This window comes from Stenotrophomonas sp. STEN020 (assembly GCF_056760195.1).
The window spans coordinates 25,066-44,207 of sequence record NZ_JBRREI010000040.1; the positions used below are offsets into that span (position 1 = coordinate 25,066).

Consider the following 19,142-nt stretch of genomic DNA (forward strand, 5'->3'; position numbering starts at 1 on the left):
CTGCTGCTTTGACCACCGAAGCCCAAGTCATCAAGACCCAAATGCCCAGCCCGGCACCCTCCGTTCCGGCCCTGCTGGCGTCCGTTCACTCCGCCCTTGAGGAGATCAAGGCCCGGGATGCCGTCGAGCTCGATGTGCGTGGCAAGTCCAGCGTGGCTGATTACATGGTGGTGGTCTCAGGTACCTCTACCCGTCACGTCAAGTCCATCGGTGAGGAAGTGGTGCGTTTTGCCAAAAACCTGGGCGTGATGCCGCTGGGTGTGGAAGGCGAGCGCGAAGCCGAGTGGGTGCTGGTCGACCTGGGCGACGTTATCGTCCACGTCATGCTGCCGCGCGTGCGCGAGCTGTATGCGCTTGAGCGTCTGTGGACCGTTGGCGACCAGCCGCGTTCGGCCTACGACGACGAAGACGAGCAGGATGTTGGCTGAGCCTGACGGCAGCAGCTTCTGTTTCTGTGACGGCGCCGCAGGGCGCCGTCTTCGTTTGTGCAGCCTGATAGGAGGCCACGCATGAAAGCCAGATTGATCGCCACCGGCGAACGCGCGCCATCCTGGGTTGCGCAGGGGTTTGCCGAGTACCAGAAGCGGCTGTCGCATTGGTTGCCGCTGGAGTTGGTTGAGATTGAGCCGGGCCTGCGCGGCAAGGGCCGCGATCCCAGACGCGCGATCGAGGACGAGGGCAGGCGGGTATTGGCCGCGCTTCCCAAAAATCCCTATGTGGTCGCTTTGGACGTGCCGGGCCGGCAGCTCAGTTCCGAGCAGTTGGCGCAGCGACTGGAGCACTGGCGCACGCAGGGGCGCGATCTGGCGTTCCTGATTGGCGGCCCGGAAGGGCACGCGGCGGAAGTATCTGCAGTGGCCGATGAGAAGTGGTCGATAGGCCCGCTGACCTTGCCGCATATGCTGGTTCGGCTGGTCGTAGCCGAGCAGTTGTATCGCGCAGCAGCGATGTTGGCCAATCACCCCTACCATCGCGCGTAATTAACGTATAGAATGCGCCTCCCCGCCCGAATAGCTCAGCCGGTTAGAGCACTTGACTGTTAATCAGGGGGTCGTTGGTTCGAGTCCAACTTCGGGCGCCAAGTTTTACAAAAAACCCGCATCGCGAGATGTGGGTTTTTTTTTGTCTGGCATTCACGCCGCCCCGGCGGGGAGCGCGCCGGGGCGGGCGACATCACTTGAACGTGTACTTGGCGCCCAGCGTGTAATAACGGCCAACTGCACCGCTGTAATGCAGCGGGTTGTAGTTGACCGCGCCGTAGGTCAGAGGATCCAGCGGTGCGATGCGATCAGTGAGGTTCTGTACCGAACCGAAGATCTCGAGCGCATCGGTGGCGCGCCAGCGACCGGACAGGTCGATGGTGTAGAAGGCACGCAACTTGCAGCCGCGCGGTGCGTCGGAGCCATCGACATAGTGATTGGCACAGCTGTCACCTTCAAAGGCGACGTTGTCCATGCTGCCGATGTAGTTGGCGATGCTGCTGATGCTGAAACGGTCCATGTCCCAGGTCAGGCCGAAGTTCAGACGATCCTTCGGAGTGCCGATGCAATTGGTGACATCGCAATTGCCGTGCGTACCGGCGTACTGGAACACGGAGCCGGTGCCGTCATCGCGCTCGAACGAGTTGATGCGGGTCCATTGCATGTCCATCAGCAGCTTGCCGTAGTTGCCCAATGCCACGCGCTGGCGGATGTCGAAGTCAAAACCGCGCACGGTGGTGGATGCGGAGTTGATGTAGTCAACGCTGACAGCGAGCAGGCTGCCGCTGTTGGGAATGCCAGGCAGGTCATTGTCCGAGCGGATGCCGCGGCCAGCAGCCAAGGCCAGATCGGTATCACCCTGGTTGATCTCGTTGGTGCGCTTGATCTGCCAGGCATCGAAGGTCAGCGTCGTGCTCGAGGTCGGGTCCAGCACCAGGCCGACGGTGTAGCTCTTGGACTTCTCCGGCTTCAGTGCAGGGTTGGCCGAGGTGATGATGGCCAGGCTGACGGCGCAGTCCACTGCGGTGGCACCAGGTGCCGGGGTGCCACCCGGGCAGCGCACCGGGTCACGCGCGGTGCTGAAGGCGGCCAGGCCGCCGTCACCGGCTTCGGCCGGGCCAGGTGCGCGGAAGCCTTCGGCATAGGTGGCACGCAGGGCGATCCACTCGGCCGGGGTCCATTTCAGGCCGACTTTCGGCGTGGTCGCGGTGTCGCCGCCCTTGTACTTGTCAACGCGCAGGGCGCCGGACAGCTCCAACGATTTCAGTACAGGGGCAACCACTTCCGTATAGGCCACGGCGACTTCTTCGGTGCCCTTATAGGCCGAATAGCCCAGGCCGATGATGTCGCCCAGGTCGGTATAGCTCTGCGGATCCAGGTTGGCCTTCTGGCGACGGTACTCCGCACCGAATGCGAGGCCCAGCGGGCCACCGGCCAGGTCGGCGAGGCTGCGCGAGGCCTTGAAGTCGATCATGTCCAGCGTGGTGGACGCGTTGGCGTGGATGGTCGGGGAGATGTAGTCGTACAGCGCCTGCGAGTTCTGTCCGGCATTGGCGCCGATACGCCACCAGCCCACCGGGCTGTTCGGGTCGGTCAACGCGGTGCGCACGTGGCTGTAGCGCAGGAAGCCGGTGCGCTCGTTGACCAGTTGGGTTGCCGAGTGCAGATAGGCGGTATCGATATCCCATTCGCCTGCGGTGCCTTTCACCCCGACCAGAAAGCGGGTGAACTCGTTGGTGTTTCTGGTGACGCGTGGGCCGACATCAAATGCCGCGTAGCGCAGACGGGCGTCCACGCCCAATGGGTTGTCAGGGTGAGCTGCGCCCAGCACCGTTGCACCGCTGCCGCTGCTGGCGTTGACCGGGCCGCCCGGATAGCCCCAGGAGCCGGAAACACCGCTGGGGGTGTTGTAGAACACGTTCTTTTTCTTCGAGTAGCCGAATTCGCCGTACATCTCGAAGTTGTCCGACAGCACGAAGGTGCCGCGTGCGAACAGATTGCCGAACTCTTCGCTCGGGCTCAGGCTACGGAAATCCTGGGTCTGCCACAGGCAGCCACCGCCCACGTCGGGAGGGCTGATGTTGGAAAATTGTGAGCAGCCGGGCAGTGACTGGTAACGACCGGTTGCCGGGTCGCGGATGCTACCTGCAGGTGAGCTGCCGGCGACGGTGCCGTTGGAGGTGATGGCACCGTTGAGCGGGAAGAACTGGCCGCCCGAGACGCGGTTGAAGCCATAGGGGCTCAAGTCGCCGTTGCCGATCCACTTGCGGTTGCGGCGGTCGGAAATACGGATGTCATCAGTCTTGCTGAGGTCGATGCTGACGAAGGCGTTGAAACCATCGGTGTCCAGATCGCCTACGCCGGCGGTCAAGGATGCCTTGCGCGCATTGCCATCGCTGTCACCGGAGGTGCCGTAGGAGGCCTTGAGAATGGCGCCGGTGAAGTCGCGGCGCAGGATGATGTTGACGACGCCGGCGATGGCATCGGAGCCATAGATGGCTGAAGCACCATCCTTCAGTACCTCGACGCGCTCGACCGCATCCATCGGGATGACGCTGAGGTCGGTGAAAACCTTCTGGCCGTCATCGGCCAGACCGTAAGGTGCCATGCGTCGGCCGTTGAGCAGGACCAGGGTCGAAGCAGCGCCGAGGCCGCGCAGCGAGATGCCGGAGCCGCCGCCGGCAAAGCCGGTGCCGAAGCTCTTGGGAATGGAGCCGGCGCCGTCGCTGGTCAGGGTCTGCAGGTACTCGGCGATGGTGGCCTTGCCTGTTCGGTCGATTTCCTGCCGGGTGATAACCTGTACCGGCGAGGCGGTTTCAGTGGTGGCGCGCGGAATGTTGGAGCCGGTAACGGTTATCCGGTCCAGGTTGGTGGCCTTCTGGTCCTGGGCCATGGCCAGCGGCGCGGCCGCTACCAGGGTCAATGGAACCAGAAGCAGGCGGCTGAGATTGCCGGTGATTGCGTCGCTAAGACGATTGCTGCGCGGGTAGGTCGGATGTTTCACAGTCTCTCTCCAGGGAACAGCGGCAAGAAGGCCGCCAACACGCGGCCAAAGAACATCGACGGCCGCGAATCTAGGTTTTCCATGGGTGACGAGGTAGTGAAATAACCGTTAATAGGCGCAGGTGGATTCGAGGCTCTTACGGCAGCGTTTAGAAAACGCTGCCGTAAGTGGGCATCGGCCCTGTTCAGCCAAGTTTGAAGTCAACCGGGATCAGGCCATAAGCCTGTACCGGACGGCCGCCGTCAGTAGCGGGTTGGAACTTCCAGCGGCGCAGCACTTGGCTGCGGGCGGCGTTGTCCAGGCTGCGGTTGCCGCTACTGTGCTCGACGCTGACCTCCAGCGGTGAGCCATCCACATCCACCAAAACCCGCAGTGTCACCGTGCCCTGCGCACCGGCGAGCAGGGCATCACGCGGATAGCCCGGTGCCGGAGCATTGAGGTAACGCAGTTGCACGCCTTGCAATGGTGTGGATGCGCCCATTGAATCAATGGACGGGCTGCTATCGATCGCCGGTGCAACGTCCACCGGCGCGGTGACGACTGCCTCGGTAGCGAAGATCGGCATGGGTGCGTTGTCTACCGGTGCTGCCAGTGCCGGTTGCCGCGGTGGTGATGGCGTGCGGGTCACCGGTACATCGACCGGCGGTAGGGGCGGGTTGGGGACGATGGGTTTGACGTCAGGGACCTGCCACCGTTCACGCGCTGCTTCCCTTTGGATGGGCACCTGTGACAGCGGAATCAACAGCAAGCCCAAGGCAAATGCGTGCAGGGCCAGGGCCGTGCTGTAGGCAAGGATGCGCGAGGGTTCTACGTGCAGGGACGGACTGCGTTGTTGCGTGCGGACCATGTTCCACCTCCATGCGTGGGCGTGTGACAGAGAACAACGCGCGATGACACGGGACGGGGTTGCTGCTTTCGTGTCCGGTAGCTGCAGTGCGCCTGTTATTCGGGCTTTCGACAAGCGGGGGGATCGTTTCTGGTCAGCTGGCGGACAGCTTGAGGGTGCGAAGGCCGGCTCTTGTGGGAGCGGTGTAAGCCGCGAAGCAGGTGCGTCATCAGATGGCACAGCTGCCGATAGGTTCAGCAGTTCCAGCTTTGCGGCTTACACCGCTTCCACAAAAAAAATGCCGGCCAGCTCATCAAGGATAAGTGGCCAAAACAAAAACGGCGCCCGCAGGCGCCGTTCCGATTGCAGCTGCCGCGTTGCTCAGCGGCCCAGTTCGAACACCACGTCCAGGTTGACCGAGACGGTGGTTTCGCCCGGAGACACCGCGGTATCCATTTCCATCTTGTTGGCACGACCGGCGGCCATGGCCATCATCGGCATCGGCCGGAAGCCGCCCTGGCTGCCTTCGGAAATGCTGACGATGCGGCGCACGCGCAGGCCCAGCGACTTGGCATAGGTTTCGGCGCGGGCTTGGGCCTTCTTCAGCGCGGCCAGGCGGGCTTCGTCATAGACCGGTTCCGGCTGGTCGATTTCAAAGCTCGGGCCGTTGATCTGGTTTGCTCCCTGTGCGGCCAGGCTGTCCAGCACCTTGCCCAGCTTGCTGATGTCGCGCACCTTCAGGCTGACCGTGTTGCTGGCCTGGTAGCCAGTGATCTTCGGCGGCTCGTTCTCGGCGTAGCGGTACTGCGGGCTGAGGTTGATGCCGCTGGTCTGGATGTCGCGCTCGGCAATGCCAGCGGCCTTGATCGCGGCCATCACCTTGTCCATCTGTACGGCGTTGTCGCGCATGGCGGCGTTGCCGTCGGCGGCCTGGGTGACCACCCCGGCCGACAAGGTGGCTACATCCGGCACCCGGTGGGCTTCGGCCTGGGCCGAGACATTGAGCAGGGTGGCGTCGTTGGCTACAACGGCGGGCACGGTTTGGGCGTGGGCGGTCATCGAGGCTCCCAGGGCAAGTGACAGGGACAGCAGCAGTGGGGCGAGGGCGGTACGACGCATGGTGATCCTCCTTGGCTGGATCGTGAAAATGAACACAGAGCGATGAACGGGTGGTGAGCCATGATGGGGTCGCCGTCACTTTGCCAGCAATGCTCATCATTCAGGTTGCTGGCGCGGGTTATGCTTTCACGATGCTTTATCTCGCCTCCCGCTCTCCCCGTCGCAACGAACTGCTGTCCCGCCTTGATGTGCCCTTCCGCGCCCTTGATCTGGAGGTGCCGGAGCAGCGTGCGCCGGGTGAGGCGGCCGAGGCCTATGTGCGCCGGGTTGCGCTGGACAAGGCCCAGGCCGGGTTGGCGCTGGTCGCCGATGACCCCCAAGCGGTGGTGCTGGGCTCCGATACCGAGGTCGTGCTGGATGACCGGGTCTATGGCAAGCCGGCCGATGCTGCCGATGCGGCGGCCATGCTGGCCTCGCTGGCGGGGCGTACGCATAGTGTGATCACCGTGGTGGCGCTGGCTGCGGCGGGGCGACATGCGCTGGAGACGGTGATCTCGGAAGTGACGTTCGCGCCGATGAGCGCGGCACAGATCCAGGCCTACGTCGCCATCGGCGAGCCGATGGGCAAGGCTGGTGGCTATGCCATCCAGGGTGGGGCGGAGCGTTTCATCAGTCATTTGGCCGGCAGCTACTCCGGGGTGATGGGGCTGCCGTTGCAACAGACCGCCGCGCTGCTGGCGGCATTTGCCGCAGGCGCGGACGACGATTCCATGGACAAGGGGGAATGAAGGACGTGTCTGAAGAAATTCTGGTCAACGTCACCCCGCGCGAAACCCGCGTGGCGGTGATTGAAAACGGCATGTTGCAGGAGCTGCACATCGAGCGCGGTTGGCGCCGGGGTGTGGTCGGCAACATCTACAAGGGCAAGGTGCAGCGGGTGATGCCGGGCATGCAGGCCGCTTTCGTCGAGGTCGGCCTGGACCGTGCTGCGTTCCTGCACGCCAATGACGTGATGCGTCCGGCGCCGGTGGCGGCCGATACCGATGAAACCGCGCCCAGCCTGCCATTGCCGTCCTCGGTGCCGATCGTGGAGCTGCTGCGCGATGGCCAGGACGTGGTGGTGCAGGTGGTCAAGGACCCGATCAGCACCAAGGGTGCACGGCTGACCACGCAGATCAGCATTCCCTCGCGTTACCTAGTGTTGCTGCCGCAGTCCAAGATGGTCGGGGTTTCGGCCCGCATCGAGGATGAGGGCGAGCGCGCCCGGTTGAAGTCGCTGGTCACCGAGATTTCGGCCCAGCATGGCGGTTACGGCTACATCGTGCGCACCAATGCCGAGGGCCAGCCGGCCGAGGCCTTGGCCGAAGACATTTCATACCTGTCGCGGGTCTGGGCGGTGGTGGAACGGCGCGGCCGCGAAGCGCCGCCGTGCAGCATCATCTATGAAGACCTGAGCCTGCCGTTGCGCTCGGTGCGCGACCTGATCCGCAAGGACGTGGACAAGGTCAAGGTCGACTCCAAGGAAACCTTCGGCCAGCTGCAGGCCTTCGTCGCCAAGTACATGCCGGTGCTGGGCGAGAAGCTGGAGCTGTATACCGGCGACCGCCCGATCTTCGACATGTTCGGGGTCGAGGATGAGATCGTCCGCGCCTTGAACAAGCAGGTGCCGCTCAAGTCCGGTGGCTATCTGGTCATCGACCAGACCGAGGCGATGACCACCATCGACGTCAACACCGGTTCCTTCGTCGGCCAGCGCAATCTGGAAGAAACCGTGTTCCGCACCAATCTGGAGGCGGCGCAGACGGTGGCCCGGCAGCTGCGGCTGCGCAATCTGGGCGGCATCATCATCATCGACTTCATCGACATGGATGACGCCGAGCATCGTCGTCAGGTGCTGCGTACGCTGGAAAAGGCGCTGACCCGCGACCACGCCAAAACCACGGTGTATGACTTCTCGCCGCTGGGTCTGGTGGAAATGACCCGCAAGCGCACCGTTGAAAGCCTGGAGCGGCAGCTGTCGGAAACCTGCCCGCAATGCAGTGGCCGTGGCAGCATCAAGACCGCCGAAACCGTGACCTACGAAATCTTCCGTGAGATCACCCGCGCCGTGCGCCAGTTCGAGGCGGCACGCTTGCTGGTGATTGCCTCGAGCAAGGTGGTCGCGCGTATCACCGACGAAGAGTCGGCGGCGGTGGCCGAGCTGGAGGAGTTCCTCGGCAAGAGCATCCGCTTCCAGGCCGACGATCAATACCTGCAGGAGCAGTTCGATGTGGTGCTGCTCTGAGCCAGCTCACTTCGCTGCACGGAAGCGCGAAGTGAGCTGATGACCACGTTGTTGCGCCACCGCCTGCGCCGCTTCCGTCGCTATGCCTTGATGGCATTGGCGATCGCATTGGTGTGCGTAGCTTTGCTGGTCGGCACGGTCAGTCAGTTGCTGCCGCTGGTGGAGGCGCATCCGGACAAGGTTGCTGCCTGGTTGAGTGAGCGTGCTGGGCAACAGGTAGCGTTCGATAGGCTGGATACCCGCTGGACCCGACGCGGCCCCATCCTGCAGCTCGATGGTTTGCGGGTGGGGCAGGGCGAGGGTGTACGCATTGGCCAGGCCGAGGTACTGGTGGCGGTGTATTCGGGCCTGCTGCCCGGCGCGCCGCTGACCGAGCTGCGCCTGCGCGGGCTGGCGTTGACCCTGCAACGGGCCGATGACGGCCGTTGGTCGGTGCGTGGTCTGCCCGAGTCCAAAACCGGCGGCGATCCACTCGACGCGCTGCGCAGGCTAGGCGAGCTGCAGGTTATAGGTGGCCAGCTGCAGATACAGGCACCGTCGATCGGCCTGCAGACCCGCATTCCGCGTATCGACCTGCGCCTGCGTGTGGACGGTGAGCGTCTGCGGGTAGGGGCCAAGGGCTGGATCGATACCAAGGCTGCGCCGGTCACCGCGGTATTGGATTTCCAGCGCCAACGCGGTGATGGCCAGGCCTGGTTCTCGGCCGATCCGGCCGAGCTGGGGGCATGGTCCGAATTGCTGAAGTTTGCCGGGGTGCAGCTGCGCCAGGGCAAGGGTGAACTGCAGAGCTGGGTACAGCTGCAGGACAACCGCGTAGTGGCGGTCAGCGCCGAAGGCGAACTGGACGATGTGCAGCTTGCCGGTGCGCCTTTGCAGGGCGCTGCCGCGCCGAGCGTGGCCTTCAACAAGCTGCAACTACGCGCGCGTTGGAAAGCGATTGATGGTGGCTGGCGGCTGGACGCGCCCACCCTGCGGATCGCCACCGACAGCACTACCCAGTCATTGGACGGCTTGCTGCTGGCCGGTGGCAAGCACTATGCGGTGCAGGGCAAGCAGCTCGATGCCGGCCCGCTGCTGCAGGTACTTGCGCTCAGTGACCGCTTGGAGCCCAGCCTGCGGAACTGGTTGCATCGCTCCAAACCGTCGTTGAAATTTGCCGATATCAGCGTTCTCGGTACTGCCGATGGTCCCTTGCGTGCCAGTGGCGAACTGCTGGGCGCGAGCTTTGCGCCGGTTGGCGGCAGCCCCGGAGTCAGTGGTCTACGCGGGCATTTCGAAGGCGACGCACAGGCGTTCTCGCTGGGTCTGAAGCCTGACCATGTCGTACGTTTTGATTGGCCGACCGGCTTTGGCGTGCTGCATGAGCTGCAGCTTTCTGGCGACCTGGTCGGCTGGCGCGAAGGCGCCGGCTGGCAGGTGGGTACACCGGCGCTGCGGGTGCAGGGCCAGAACTATGCCGCTGATGTGCGCGGCGGCCTGTGGTTCCAGGGCGACGGCACCCGGCCATGGATCAGCCTGGCCGCCAAGATCGATGATGTGCCGATGACTGCTGCCAAGCAGTTCTGGGTGCGCTCAAGCATGAGCGATGCGGCGATTGAGTGGCTGGATGCCGCATTGGTGGATGGCACCCTGCGCGGCGGCACCGGTCTGGCTGTCGGTGACCTGGATGACTGGCCATTCACCGGCAACAACGGTCGCTTCGAGGCGGGGGGGCATATCGATGATGGCTCGATCCGCTTCCAGCAGGATTGGCCGTTGATGCAGCACGTCAATGCCGATATCAACTTCATCGGTGGCGGTTTTGATTTGAATGGCCGCGGCGATCTGGCCGGGGTCAAGGTGGATCGCCTGCGTGCGGGTATCGCCAGCTTTGCCGACTCCAAGCTGGTGGTACAGGCCAGTACCGTTGACGAAAGCGCGCGCCTGCTGGCGATGCTGCGGCAGAGTCCATTGCAGGCCAGTTATGGCGACACCCTGGACAACCTGACGGTGACTGGGCCGGCGGCGGTAAATTTCGATCTTCTTTTGCCGCTGCACCACGATGGCGGTGGACATCTGCTGGGCGACGTCGATCTGCGCGACGTGCGTATGGCCGACAAACGCTGGGACCTGCAGTTCGAGGGTGTGCGCGGCAAGGCCCAGTACAGCAGCGATGGTTTCGATGCGCCGGCCCTGCAGGTACGTCATCAGGAACGCGACGGCGTGCTGGCGCTGCGCGCCGGCAAGCCGGTCAAGGACCCCGCGCATGCCTTCGAGGCCGAGCTGAGTGCGGATCTGGATGCGGGCAAGCTGCTGGACCGTGCGCCGGAGCTGGCTTGGCTCAAACCCTATGTGCACGGCACCTCGGCATGGACGGTCGGTGTAAGCCTGCCCAAGGAGCAAGCAGGTGCACGCACTGGCCCGCCCACCCTGCTGACCCTGCGTTCGGACCTGCAGGGCACCCGCCTGCAGTTGCCGGCGCCATTGAACAAGCCGGCGGCCGATGCCTTGGCAACCACCGTCCAGGCGGCCTTGCCGATGGGGGCGGGGCGGATTGATGTCTCCTTCGGCAAGCTGATGGCCTTGGCTGCGCGCAGCCAGAACGGCAAGACTGGCGTGCAGGTCACGATGGGCAGCGACACGGTCGATCACGAGCCGCCGGCAGATGGATTGGTGGTCAACGGCCGCACCCCCTCGCTGGACGCGCTGGAGTGGATCAGCCTGGCACGCGGTGGCGATAGCGACGGCAGCGACGGCGGTGTGGCACTCAAGCAGGTTGATGTATTGGCTGATCAGCTGTTGATGGTGGGCGGGCGCTTCGCGCAGACCCGGCTGCAGCTGCGGCCCGGTGCCGATGCGGTTGCCGTGCAACTTGATGGGCCGGCACTGGTGGGCAACCTGCGCGTACCTACCGTCGATGGCGGCACGGTCAGCGGGCAGCTGGCACGGGTCTATTGGCAGGCGGCGACGGCGGCAACAACCGAATCCAGTGACACACCGGCAGCGCCTATCAATCCGGCCAATATCCCGCCGCTGGCACTGGATATCGACGACCTGCAATTCGCCACGATCAAGCTTGGCCAGACCCGTCTGCGCACGCGCCCGACCAGTGACGGTCTGCAGGTGCAGGAGCTGGCTATCCGCGCGCCCAAGCAGGTCATCGACGTGCACGGCGAGTGGCGTGGTATGGGCGCGCAGGCACGAACCCAGGCAACGGCACAGGTACAGAGCGAAGATCTTGGCGATCTGTTGCAGCGTCTTGGCTATGCCGGGCAGCTGCGTGGCGGGCAGGGCAAGGTAAATCTGCAGGCTGGCTGGCAAGGCGGTCCGATGGCCTTCAATCTGGCCACGCTGGAGGGCGGCATGGACATGAACCTGCGTAACGGTCAGCTGTTGGAAGTGGACCCAGGCGCCGGCCGCGTACTCGGCCTGCTCAGCGTGGCGCAGCTGCCACGACGCCTGCTGTTTGATTTCCGTGACCTGTTTTCCAAGGGTCTGGCGTTCAACCACGTCGAAGGCGCGATGCGCTTCGGCAACGGCCAGGCCAGTACCGACAAGATCGCCATCGAGGCGCCAGCGGCGGAAATCACCATCCGTGGCCAGGCTGACCTGGTTGCCCAGCAGTTCAACCAGACCATTGATGTGAACCCGCGCTCGGGCAACCTGCTCACCGTGGTCGGTGCGGTGGCCGGTGGGCCGGTAGGTGCCGCAGTGGGCGCTGCGGCCAACGCGGTGCTGGGCAAGCCACTGGGCGAGATCGGCTCCAAGACCTATAAGGTAACCGGGCCATGGAAAGATCCCAAGGTCGAAGTGCTGGACCGTGACGCCGCCCGTCTGCCGCCCCCGCTGGTCACCCCCGGCGCCGCCAGCAACCCCTGAATCAGTGCAGGCTTGCAAGAGGCAGGCCTGCCCCCATCTGGAATGTCATGACCGAAAACGCTCTCACGCTCGCCGAAACCCGCCTGCTGCTGCCCGCAGGGTTGGACGCCAACCGTCTGGAACGCACCTTTGGCACCTTGCTCGGGCCGGGCATCGATTTCGGTGACCTGTACTTCCAGCATTCGCGCCGCGAGAGCTGGAGCGTCGAGGACGGCATCGTCAAGGACGGTGCGCACTCGATCGAGCAGGGCGTGGGCGTGCGTGCGATTGCAGGCGAAAAGACCGGCTTTGCGTATTCGGACGATATCCAGCCGGCAGCATTGCTGGCCGCTGCACAGTCGGCACGCGCGATCTCCCGCGAGGGCGGTGAGCAGAATGTTCGCTCGCTGGTACGTGGAGGTGGTCGCGCGCTGTACCCGGCACTGGACCCGGTGGACAGCATCGGCAACGAGACCAAGGTTGAAGTGCTCAAGCGCCTGGATCGCTATCTGCGTGCGGCTGATACCCGCGTGCAGCAGGTGATGGTGAGCCTGTCTGGTGGCGTGGATACGGTGCTGATCGCGCGCAGCGACGGCGTGCTGGCCGCTGACGTGCGTCCGCTGGTGCGCTTGAACGTACAGGTCATTGTCGAGCACAACGGTCGTCGTGAGTCCGGCTATGCCGGCGGCGGTGGCCGTTACAGCTACGAAGAGCTGTTTGGCGGTGACCGCCCGGAAGCCTTCGCCCGCGAAGCGTTGCGCCAGGCATTGGTAAATCTGGAAGCCATTCCGGCACCGGCCGGGGTGATGCCGGTGGTGCTGGGCCCGGGCTGGCCCGGCGTGCTGCTGCACGAAGCGGTCGGCCACGGCCTGGAAGGTGATTTCAACCGTAAGGGCACCAGCGTCTATGCCGGCCGCATCGGCGAGCGCGTGGCTTCGCCGGGCGTGACGATTGTCGATGACGGCACCCTCGATGGCCGCCGTGGTTCCTTGAACATTGATGACGAAGGCACGCCGACCCAGTGCACCACGCTGATCGAGGACGGCATCCTGGTCGGCTACATGCAGGACACGCTCAACGCACGCCTGATGGGCGTTGCGCCGACCGGCAATGGTCGCCGCGAGTCGTTCGCGCACATGACCATGCCGCGCATGACCAATACCTATATGCGCGCAGGCAACCATGATCCGGAGGAGATGATCCGCTCGGTGAAAAAGGGTTTGTACGCGGTGAACTTTGGCGGTGGCCAGGTCGACATCACCAGCGGCAAGTACGTTTTCTCGGCGACCGAGGCCTACCTGATCGAAGACGGCAGAATCACTGCGCCGGTGAAGGGTGCGACCTTGATTGGCAACGGTCCGGAGACCATGCAGAAGGTGCGCATGATCGGCAACGATCTGGCACTGGATGAAGGCGTGGGTATCTGCGGCAAGGACGGGCAGAGCGTGCCGGTCGGTGTCGGCCAGCCGTCGTTGCTGATTGATGGGCTGACGGTGGGTGGTACGCAGGCTTGAGGGTGCTTGGTTAAGAGCTCCCCTCATCCGCCCCTTTCGGGGCACCTTCTCCCGCGCGCGGGAGAAGGGATTGCAGAGCTGCAGTTCGAGCTGACTCCGCCAAATTCCACATGCCAGCCGTCCCTTCTCCCGCTGGCGGGAGAAGGTGCCCCGATAGGGGCGGATGAGGGGAGCTTTTCGCTAAAGAACCAAACCAGCAGCAACGCCCCCTCAACCCACATCAATCCTGCTCGTCGTCGCCATCCACATCATCGGCATCGTCATCGCCAGCAAACTCAGCGGCCGCGCTCAACACCGGCACCAGCATCAGCTCGCGCAGTACCTGGTAGATCTCACGGTAGGCGCGCGGCGGCTTGTTCTTGGCCTTCTCGGCCAGTGCGTTGCGCACCAAAGTGCGCAGGGCCTGACGGTCAGCCTCCGGATGCTCGTCCAGCAGCTCGCCCAGGGCGACATCGCCCTCAGCCAGCAGTCGCTCGCGCCAGCGCTCCATGCGGTGCATGATCGCCACTTCGCGGCGCGAGGTCTCGCTATTGGCGTCCAGCGCATTGCGGATCGCGTCCAGCGTCTCGTCTTCCTCGCGGCGCATCTGCTTGGCCAGGAACGCCAGCTGACGCTTGCGCGCACCATGCGAGGTGATCCGCTTGGTGTACTCGATGTGTTCCATCATGCCGTCCGGGATCGGCAGGCGCGCCAGCTGGGCGGGGGTCAGCTCCACCAGGGTTTCGCCCAACGCCAGCACCTCCAGCGCTTCGCGCCGGTTCTGGCTACGGCTTTCGCCTAAAAATTCACCGGTTTCTTGATCGCGTCCGCGCATCGCACTGCTACCTACTAAACTTCATGACAGGAAAGCCAGGCGCTCGCCGGGCTCCACGAAAAATCCACGTCACGCCGCCGCCAGTCATACAAGACCGGGCAGATGTGAAGGGATTTGGCCACCAAGGATAAAGCATTGAACGCCATTAGCACCGATAAGCCTGCCGTCGACGACAGCCTGCAGCGCCTGGAACGCCTGACCGGCATCTCCCAGCGCCTGCTGGAACGTGCCCGCGCCATGGGCGCCAGCCAGGCCGAGGTCAGCTGCAGCGAGGACCGTGGGCTGGATGTGAATGTGCGCCTGGGCGAGGTGGAGACGGTTGAAGCCACCCACGACCGCGGCATCGCGGTGACCGTGTATTTCGGCCAGCGCAAGGGCAGCGCCAGCACCGCCGACCTGCAGGAAGCCAGCCTGGAGGCCACTGTGGCCCAGGCCTGCGCAATCGCCCGGCACACCGAGGACGATCCGGCCTCCGGCCTGGCCGATCCGGCGCTGATGGCCACCGACTTCCCCGATCTGGACGGCTGGCATCCGTGGGAACTGAGTGCCGAGCAGGCGCTGGACCTGGCGTTGGCCTGTGAATCGGCTGGCCGTGACAGCGACAGCCGCATCAGCAACTCCGACGGCGCCTCGGCTTCCACCGCGCAGAGCGTGTCGGTGTATGCCAACTCGCATGGCTTCATCGGCCGTGACCGCAGCAGCCACCATTCCATTGGCTGTGCGCTGATCGCCGGTCAGGGCGACGGCATGCAGCGCGACGGTTGGTATACCAGTGCGATTGCCCGCGAAGACCTGGACGATCCGGCGGCGGTGGGCCTGCGCGCGGCCGAACGCACGGTCGCCCGGCTGCAGCCACGCTCGCTGCCGACCGGCGAGGTGCAGGTCTTGTTTGCTGCGGAAATGGCACGTTCCTTGATCGGCCATCTGCTCAGCGCCGTCTCTGGCGGCGCCCTGTATCGCCGCGCCAGCTTCCTGCTCGACAGTGTGGACACCCAGCTGTTCCCGGACTGGTTCGCCATCGATGAACTGCCGCTGCTGCGTCGTGGCCTGCGTTCCAGTTCCTACGACGGCGAAGGCGTTGCAACCCGTAACTCGGCCTTGATTACCGACGGCGTTCTGCAGCGCTACATTCTGGGCAGCTACTCGGCGCGCAAGCTGGGCCTGCAGACCACGGCAAATGCCGGTGGCGTGCACAACCTGAAAGTGAAGGCCAATGCCGGTGACCGGGCATCCATGCTGTCGGGTATGGGCACCGGTCTGCTGGTGACTGAATTGATGGGGCAGGGCGTGAATGGCATCACCGGTGACTACTCACGCGGAGCCGGCGGCTTCTGGGTCGAGAACGGGCAGATCGCCTATCCGGTGGACGGCATCACCATCGCTGGCAACCTCAAGCAGATGTTTGCTGGCATTGAAGCGGTGGGTAGCGATGTGGACAAGCGTTCGCATGTTTCCACCGGTTCGATTCTGGTGGGGAAGATGACCGTAGCAGGTAATGATTGACGGAGTCTTGGCAAACAGCGGACTATTCTTACGTGGGAGCTGATGTGCTCCCTATAGTTGTCAGCCATTACGGATAAACCCTTTACAAGGATCTTGGGGAAACAATGAGCGATTACCAGACCACTCCGCCGCCGGCACCGACCAGCGCAGGCGCTTCCGACGACAACAGCATTGCGATGCTGGTGCACCTGTCGGGCATCTTCTTCAGCTTCATCGTGCCGTTGATCGTTTGGCTGATCAACAAGGACAAGCCGGAAAAGGCCTTCTTGAACGCCAATTCCAAGGAAGCGCTGAACTTCCAGCTGACCCTGCTGGGCGCCTACTTCATCAGCGGCATCCTGATGGTCGTGCTGATCGGCTTCCTGACCTATGCCGTGGCATGGATCGGTGGCCTGGTGTTCGCCATCCTTGCTGGCCTGGCTGCCAACAAGGGCGAGACCTACCGCTACCCGATGACCATCCGCCTGATCAAATAATCGGCGCGGTGTTTGTTCGACAAAAAGCCCGGGAAATCCCGGGCTTTTTGTTTGGGTAGAAAGCGCTCGTTTTGCCCCCTCCCTTTGCCGAAGGCAAGGGGAGGGTTGGGGAGGGGTTGGCTTTGCGCTGTCGCTTTGTGAGCTTCGCGGCTTACGCCGCTCACAAGCTCAGCAGGGCTGCGCTCAATGCGAGCGACGTACCGTCAGCTCGGCCAAGGCCGACAGTGCCGCTGCCCGCTGACCGAACGGAATCAGTGCCGCCTGCATAGCCGTTGCCAGCTCGGCCAGGGTGGCCTTGGCGCCGTCCATGCCCAGCAATGAGGGGAAGGTCGACTTGTCCTGGGCCTGGTCCTTGCCCGCTGTCTTGCCCAGCTGCTCGGAGCTGGCCTCGACATCGAGGATGTCGTCGCGGATCTGGAAGGCCAGGCCAAGGGTGTCGGCGAAGCTGTCCAGCTGCGCAAGCTGAGCGTCGCTGGCCTCACCGCACAGTGCGCCCATGCGCACCGCGGCGCGGATCAGCGCTCCGGTTTTCATCCCATGCATGCGCTTGAGATCGTCTAGCCCCTGCTGTTGGCCGGTGGCGTCGATGTCCAGCGCCTGCCCGCCGCACATGCCGGCAGCACCGGAGGCGCCGGCAAGGGTCTGTACGCAGTTCAGCGCCAAGGTCGGCGACATCCATCCGCCAGCCAGGATTTCAAAGGCGCGGGTTTGCAGGGCGTCACCGGCGAGAATCGCGGTGGCCTCGTCAAAGGCGATATGGGTGGTCGGGCGGCCGCGACGCAGTGCGTCGTCGTCCATCGCCGGCAGGTCGTCATGTACCAGCGAATAGGCGTGGATGAATTCGACTGCAACCGCAGCCGCGTCCAGACGCGCCTCATCGGCGCCGAACAGGTAGCCGGTGGCGTAGACCAGCATCGGCCGCATGCGCTTGCCGCCACCCAGCGCTGCGTAGCGCATGGCCTGGTGCAGGCGCTGCGGAGCAAGCTCCGGGTCGGGCAGGGCGTCTTGCAGCTGTTCTTCGGTGCGTTCCAGCCAGCGGGTGAGCAGGGCGTCAGTCTTCATTGCCGCTGCTTTCAAAGGGTTCGGATTTTTCCGGCTGGGCCGGGTCGGTAACCAGGCGTACGCGCAGTTCGGCCTGCTCCAGCGCCTGCTGGCACTGGCGGTAGAGACCTACACCACGTTCGTAAGCGGTCAGCGACTGATCCAGACTCAGGTCGCCAGCTTCCATCTTCTCTACCAGCTGCTCCAGCTCTTCAAGCGATTGCTCGAAGTGGGCCACCGGTGAGGTTTCATTGGGGGACTTCTTTGCCATGAGGCAAGTGTGAGCGGCCAGCGGGAAAGGGTCAATTCACCGGATCTGGCGGTTGCCACTCCAGGGATGCACCGTGGCCTTGCAGCCAAGCCTGCAGCGGGGCCGAGATGACCCGATCCGCCGCCGCCAGCACGCTGTTGCCAGCGCAGATCAGCGGTAGCTGCGCGCGCAGCCAAGGGGGCACGCCCGCCTGTTGCAGGCAATGCTTGAGTTGATGGCTGTGGCTGCGCCCCGGCAACTGGATGCGCTCACCACCGTGACGTTGGCGCAGTTGTAGCGGTCCATCAAAGGCGTTTGCGCCGTGCAGCAGCAATTTGCCGCCATCGGGTAGATCCACTGGTTCAGCGCCGTCCCATTCGCGCGTCCAGCCCTCGGGCCAGGGCTTGATCAAGGGCACTGCATGCAGCTGGGCACGCCAGCGCACGATGCGGGCCTGCTGCCAGCGGAACTCGGCCTGCTGGTCATGGCCACTGGCCAGCAGCTGTTGCTGGATTGCCTGTATGCCATTGGCCGGCAGTGCTGGCAGTCCTTGTTGTTTCGCCCATAAACGCAGTACGCGGGATTGTTGCGGGGCTGCGAGTTGGTTGAGCTCGGGCAGCTGCAGCGCGTTCTCTGTGCACAGGCAGCGCTGCAGCAGGGCGGCATCATTCTCGTGCAACAGCGCCGCTGCCTGCGCCGCGAGCTCGGCACTGCGAGCCATTGCTGCTGAGGCGTGCGGCCAACGCTGGCGCAGCAGTGGCAGCACCTGCAGGCGCAGGAAATTGCGGTCGAAATCGGCGCTGTCGTTGCTGGGGTCCTCGATCCACTGCAGTTGGTGCTGGCTGGCGTAGGCTTCCAGCGCGCTGCGCGGCAGCTGCAGCAGCGGGCGCCATAGTGTGTTGGTGCCGAAGCTGCGTTGTTCCTGCATCGCGCCAAGGCCATCGACACCGGCGCCGCGTAGTGCGCGCAGCAGGAAGGTTTCTGCCTGATCGTCCTGGTGATGGGCCAAGGCCAGCCATTCGCCTTCGTGCAGATGGGCTTTGAATGCGGCATGGCGGGCATCGCGGGCTGCCGCTTCCAGACCTTGGCCCGTGTCGCGCGGAACATCAACAAGCACTACCTGCAGCGGGATGTCCCACTGTGCACAGAGGTTGGTGCAATGCTGTTGCCAGTCATCGGCAACTGTCTGCAGGCCGTGATGCACATGCAATGCGCGCAGGCTGCCGGGCTGGCGTCTAGGGGCGTTGGCGAGCAGATGCAGCAGCACGGTGGAGTCCAGGCCGCCGCTGAAGCCGACCATCACCGGGATGTCGGTTGCGGACTGCAACAGGGAAGAGGAAAGCGGGTTCATGACCGCGCCGAGTATCGGCGGCAGCGGCGATGGCTGCAATTGTTGGTGCCAGATGTTGTGGGAGCGGGGGGGGGGGGGGGGGGGGGGGGGGTGGGGGGGGGGGGGGGGGTGGGGGGGGGGGGGGGGGGGGGGGGGGGGGGGGGGGGGGGGGGGGGGGGGGGGGGGGGGGGGGGGGGGGGGGGGGGGGGGGGGGGGGGGGGGGG

15 protein-coding genes and 1 tRNA gene are annotated in these 19,142 nt (G+C 64.4%); 9 read left to right on the forward strand and 7 right to left on the reverse strand.

Annotated features, from left to right (window positions below; translation table 11 throughout):
- The first annotated feature begins 8 nt into the window (after positions 1-8).
- The 3 genes from rsfS (at position 9) to ACVOLZ_RS15785 (ending at position 1,081) form a co-directional block, all read left to right on the forward strand.
- Positions 9-428 (forward strand): ribosome silencing factor, encoded by a 420-nt coding sequence (gene rsfS, locus ACVOLZ_RS15775; RefSeq protein ID WP_481516961.1) that lies wholly within the window; start codon positions 9-11, stop codon positions 426-428.
- 81 nt (positions 429-509) lie between these two features.
- Positions 510-980: a 23S rRNA (pseudouridine(1915)-N(3))-methyltransferase RlmH gene (rlmH, locus tag ACVOLZ_RS15780; protein ID WP_481516962.1), complete on the forward strand. Its 471-nt coding sequence runs from the start codon at positions 510-512 to the stop codon at positions 978-980.
- 24 nt (positions 981-1,004) lie between these two features.
- Positions 1,005-1,081: transfer RNA gene (locus ACVOLZ_RS15785), tRNA-Asn, on the forward strand.
- Positions 1,082-1,173: 92 nt separating this feature from the next.
- Here ACVOLZ_RS15785 and ACVOLZ_RS15790 read toward each other — a convergent pair.
- From ACVOLZ_RS15790 to ACVOLZ_RS15800, 3 genes are all read right to left on the reverse strand, one after another.
- Positions 1,174-3,984 (reverse strand): TonB-dependent receptor, encoded by a 2,811-nt coding sequence (locus tag ACVOLZ_RS15790; protein ID WP_481516963.1) that lies wholly within the window; start codon positions 3,982-3,984, stop codon positions 1,174-1,176.
- 184 nt (positions 3,985-4,168) lie between these two features.
- Positions 4,169-4,831 (reverse strand): energy transducer TonB, encoded by a 663-nt coding sequence (locus ACVOLZ_RS15795; protein WP_481516964.1) that lies wholly within the window; start codon positions 4,829-4,831, stop codon positions 4,169-4,171.
- Between the two features lie 360 nt (positions 4,832-5,191).
- Entirely contained in the window at positions 5,192-5,929 is a 738-nt protein-coding gene (locus ACVOLZ_RS15800; RefSeq protein WP_481516965.1) for an SIMPL domain-containing protein, read from the reverse strand.
- A 131-nt stretch (positions 5,930-6,060) separates the two neighbouring features.
- On the opposite strand from ACVOLZ_RS15800, the gene ACVOLZ_RS15805 reads away from it, so the two are divergent.
- Genes ACVOLZ_RS15805 through tldD form a run of 4 tightly spaced genes read left to right on the forward strand, consistent with a single transcriptional unit; the run spans position 6,061 to position 13,504 of the window.
- On the forward strand, positions 6,061-6,657 hold the full coding sequence (locus ACVOLZ_RS15805) for a Maf family nucleotide pyrophosphatase (RefSeq protein WP_481516966.1): 597 nt from the start codon (positions 6,061-6,063) through the stop codon (positions 6,655-6,657).
- A 5-nt stretch (positions 6,658-6,662) separates the two neighbouring features.
- Positions 6,663-8,153, forward strand: a complete 1,491-nt coding sequence (gene rng / locus ACVOLZ_RS15810) for a ribonuclease G (RefSeq protein WP_481516973.1) — start codon at positions 6,663-6,665, stop codon at positions 8,151-8,153.
- Positions 8,154-8,192: 39 nt separating this feature from the next.
- Positions 8,193-12,011: a YhdP family protein gene (locus ACVOLZ_RS15815; protein WP_481516967.1), complete on the forward strand. Its 3,819-nt coding sequence runs from the start codon at positions 8,193-8,195 to the stop codon at positions 12,009-12,011.
- 47 nt (positions 12,012-12,058) lie between these two features.
- Complete coding sequence (tldD, locus tag ACVOLZ_RS15820; RefSeq protein WP_481516968.1) at positions 12,059-13,504, forward strand: metalloprotease TldD; 1,446 nt, start codon at positions 12,059-12,061, stop codon at positions 13,502-13,504.
- Between the two features lie 220 nt (positions 13,505-13,724).
- Here the strand turns inward: tldD and yjgA are convergent, their stop codons facing one another.
- Positions 13,725-14,318 carry a ribosome biogenesis factor YjgA gene (gene yjgA / locus ACVOLZ_RS15825; RefSeq protein ID WP_481516969.1) on the reverse strand — a complete coding sequence of 198 codons (594 nt, stop codon included), beginning with the start codon at positions 14,316-14,318 and terminating at the stop codon, positions 13,725-13,727.
- 135 nt (positions 14,319-14,453) lie between these two features.
- On the opposite strand from yjgA, the gene pmbA reads away from it, so the two are divergent.
- Positions 14,454-15,821, forward strand: coding sequence for a metalloprotease PmbA (gene pmbA / locus ACVOLZ_RS15830; RefSeq protein WP_481516970.1), 1,368 nt, complete (start codon positions 14,454-14,456; stop codon positions 15,819-15,821).
- Between the two features lie 104 nt (positions 15,822-15,925).
- The gene (locus ACVOLZ_RS15835) at positions 15,926-16,297 is read left to right on the forward strand and encodes a DUF4870 domain-containing protein (RefSeq protein ID WP_481508404.1); all 372 of its coding nucleotides are present in this window, start codon (positions 15,926-15,928) and stop codon (positions 16,295-16,297) included.
- A 183-nt stretch (positions 16,298-16,480) separates the two neighbouring features.
- Here ACVOLZ_RS15835 and ACVOLZ_RS15840 read toward each other — a convergent pair whose 3' ends face one another.
- From ACVOLZ_RS15840 to tilS, 3 genes are read right to left on the reverse strand one after another with little or no spacing between them, the layout of a single operon-like run.
- Positions 16,481-17,359: a polyprenyl synthetase family protein gene (locus ACVOLZ_RS15840; protein ID WP_481516971.1), complete on the reverse strand. Its 879-nt coding sequence runs from the start codon at positions 17,357-17,359 to the stop codon at positions 16,481-16,483.
- Positions 17,349-17,609 (reverse strand): exodeoxyribonuclease VII small subunit, encoded by a 261-nt coding sequence (locus ACVOLZ_RS15845; RefSeq protein WP_282269773.1) that lies wholly within the window; start codon positions 17,607-17,609, stop codon positions 17,349-17,351. Before ACVOLZ_RS15845 ends, ACVOLZ_RS15840 begins: the two co-directional genes overlap by 11 nt.
- Positions 17,610-17,640: 31 nt before the next feature.
- A complete protein-coding gene (tilS, locus tag ACVOLZ_RS15850; RefSeq protein WP_481516972.1) occupies positions 17,641-18,939 on the reverse strand; it encodes a tRNA lysidine(34) synthetase TilS in 1,299 nt (432 codons plus the stop codon).
- Positions 18,940-19,142 lie beyond the last annotated feature (203 nt).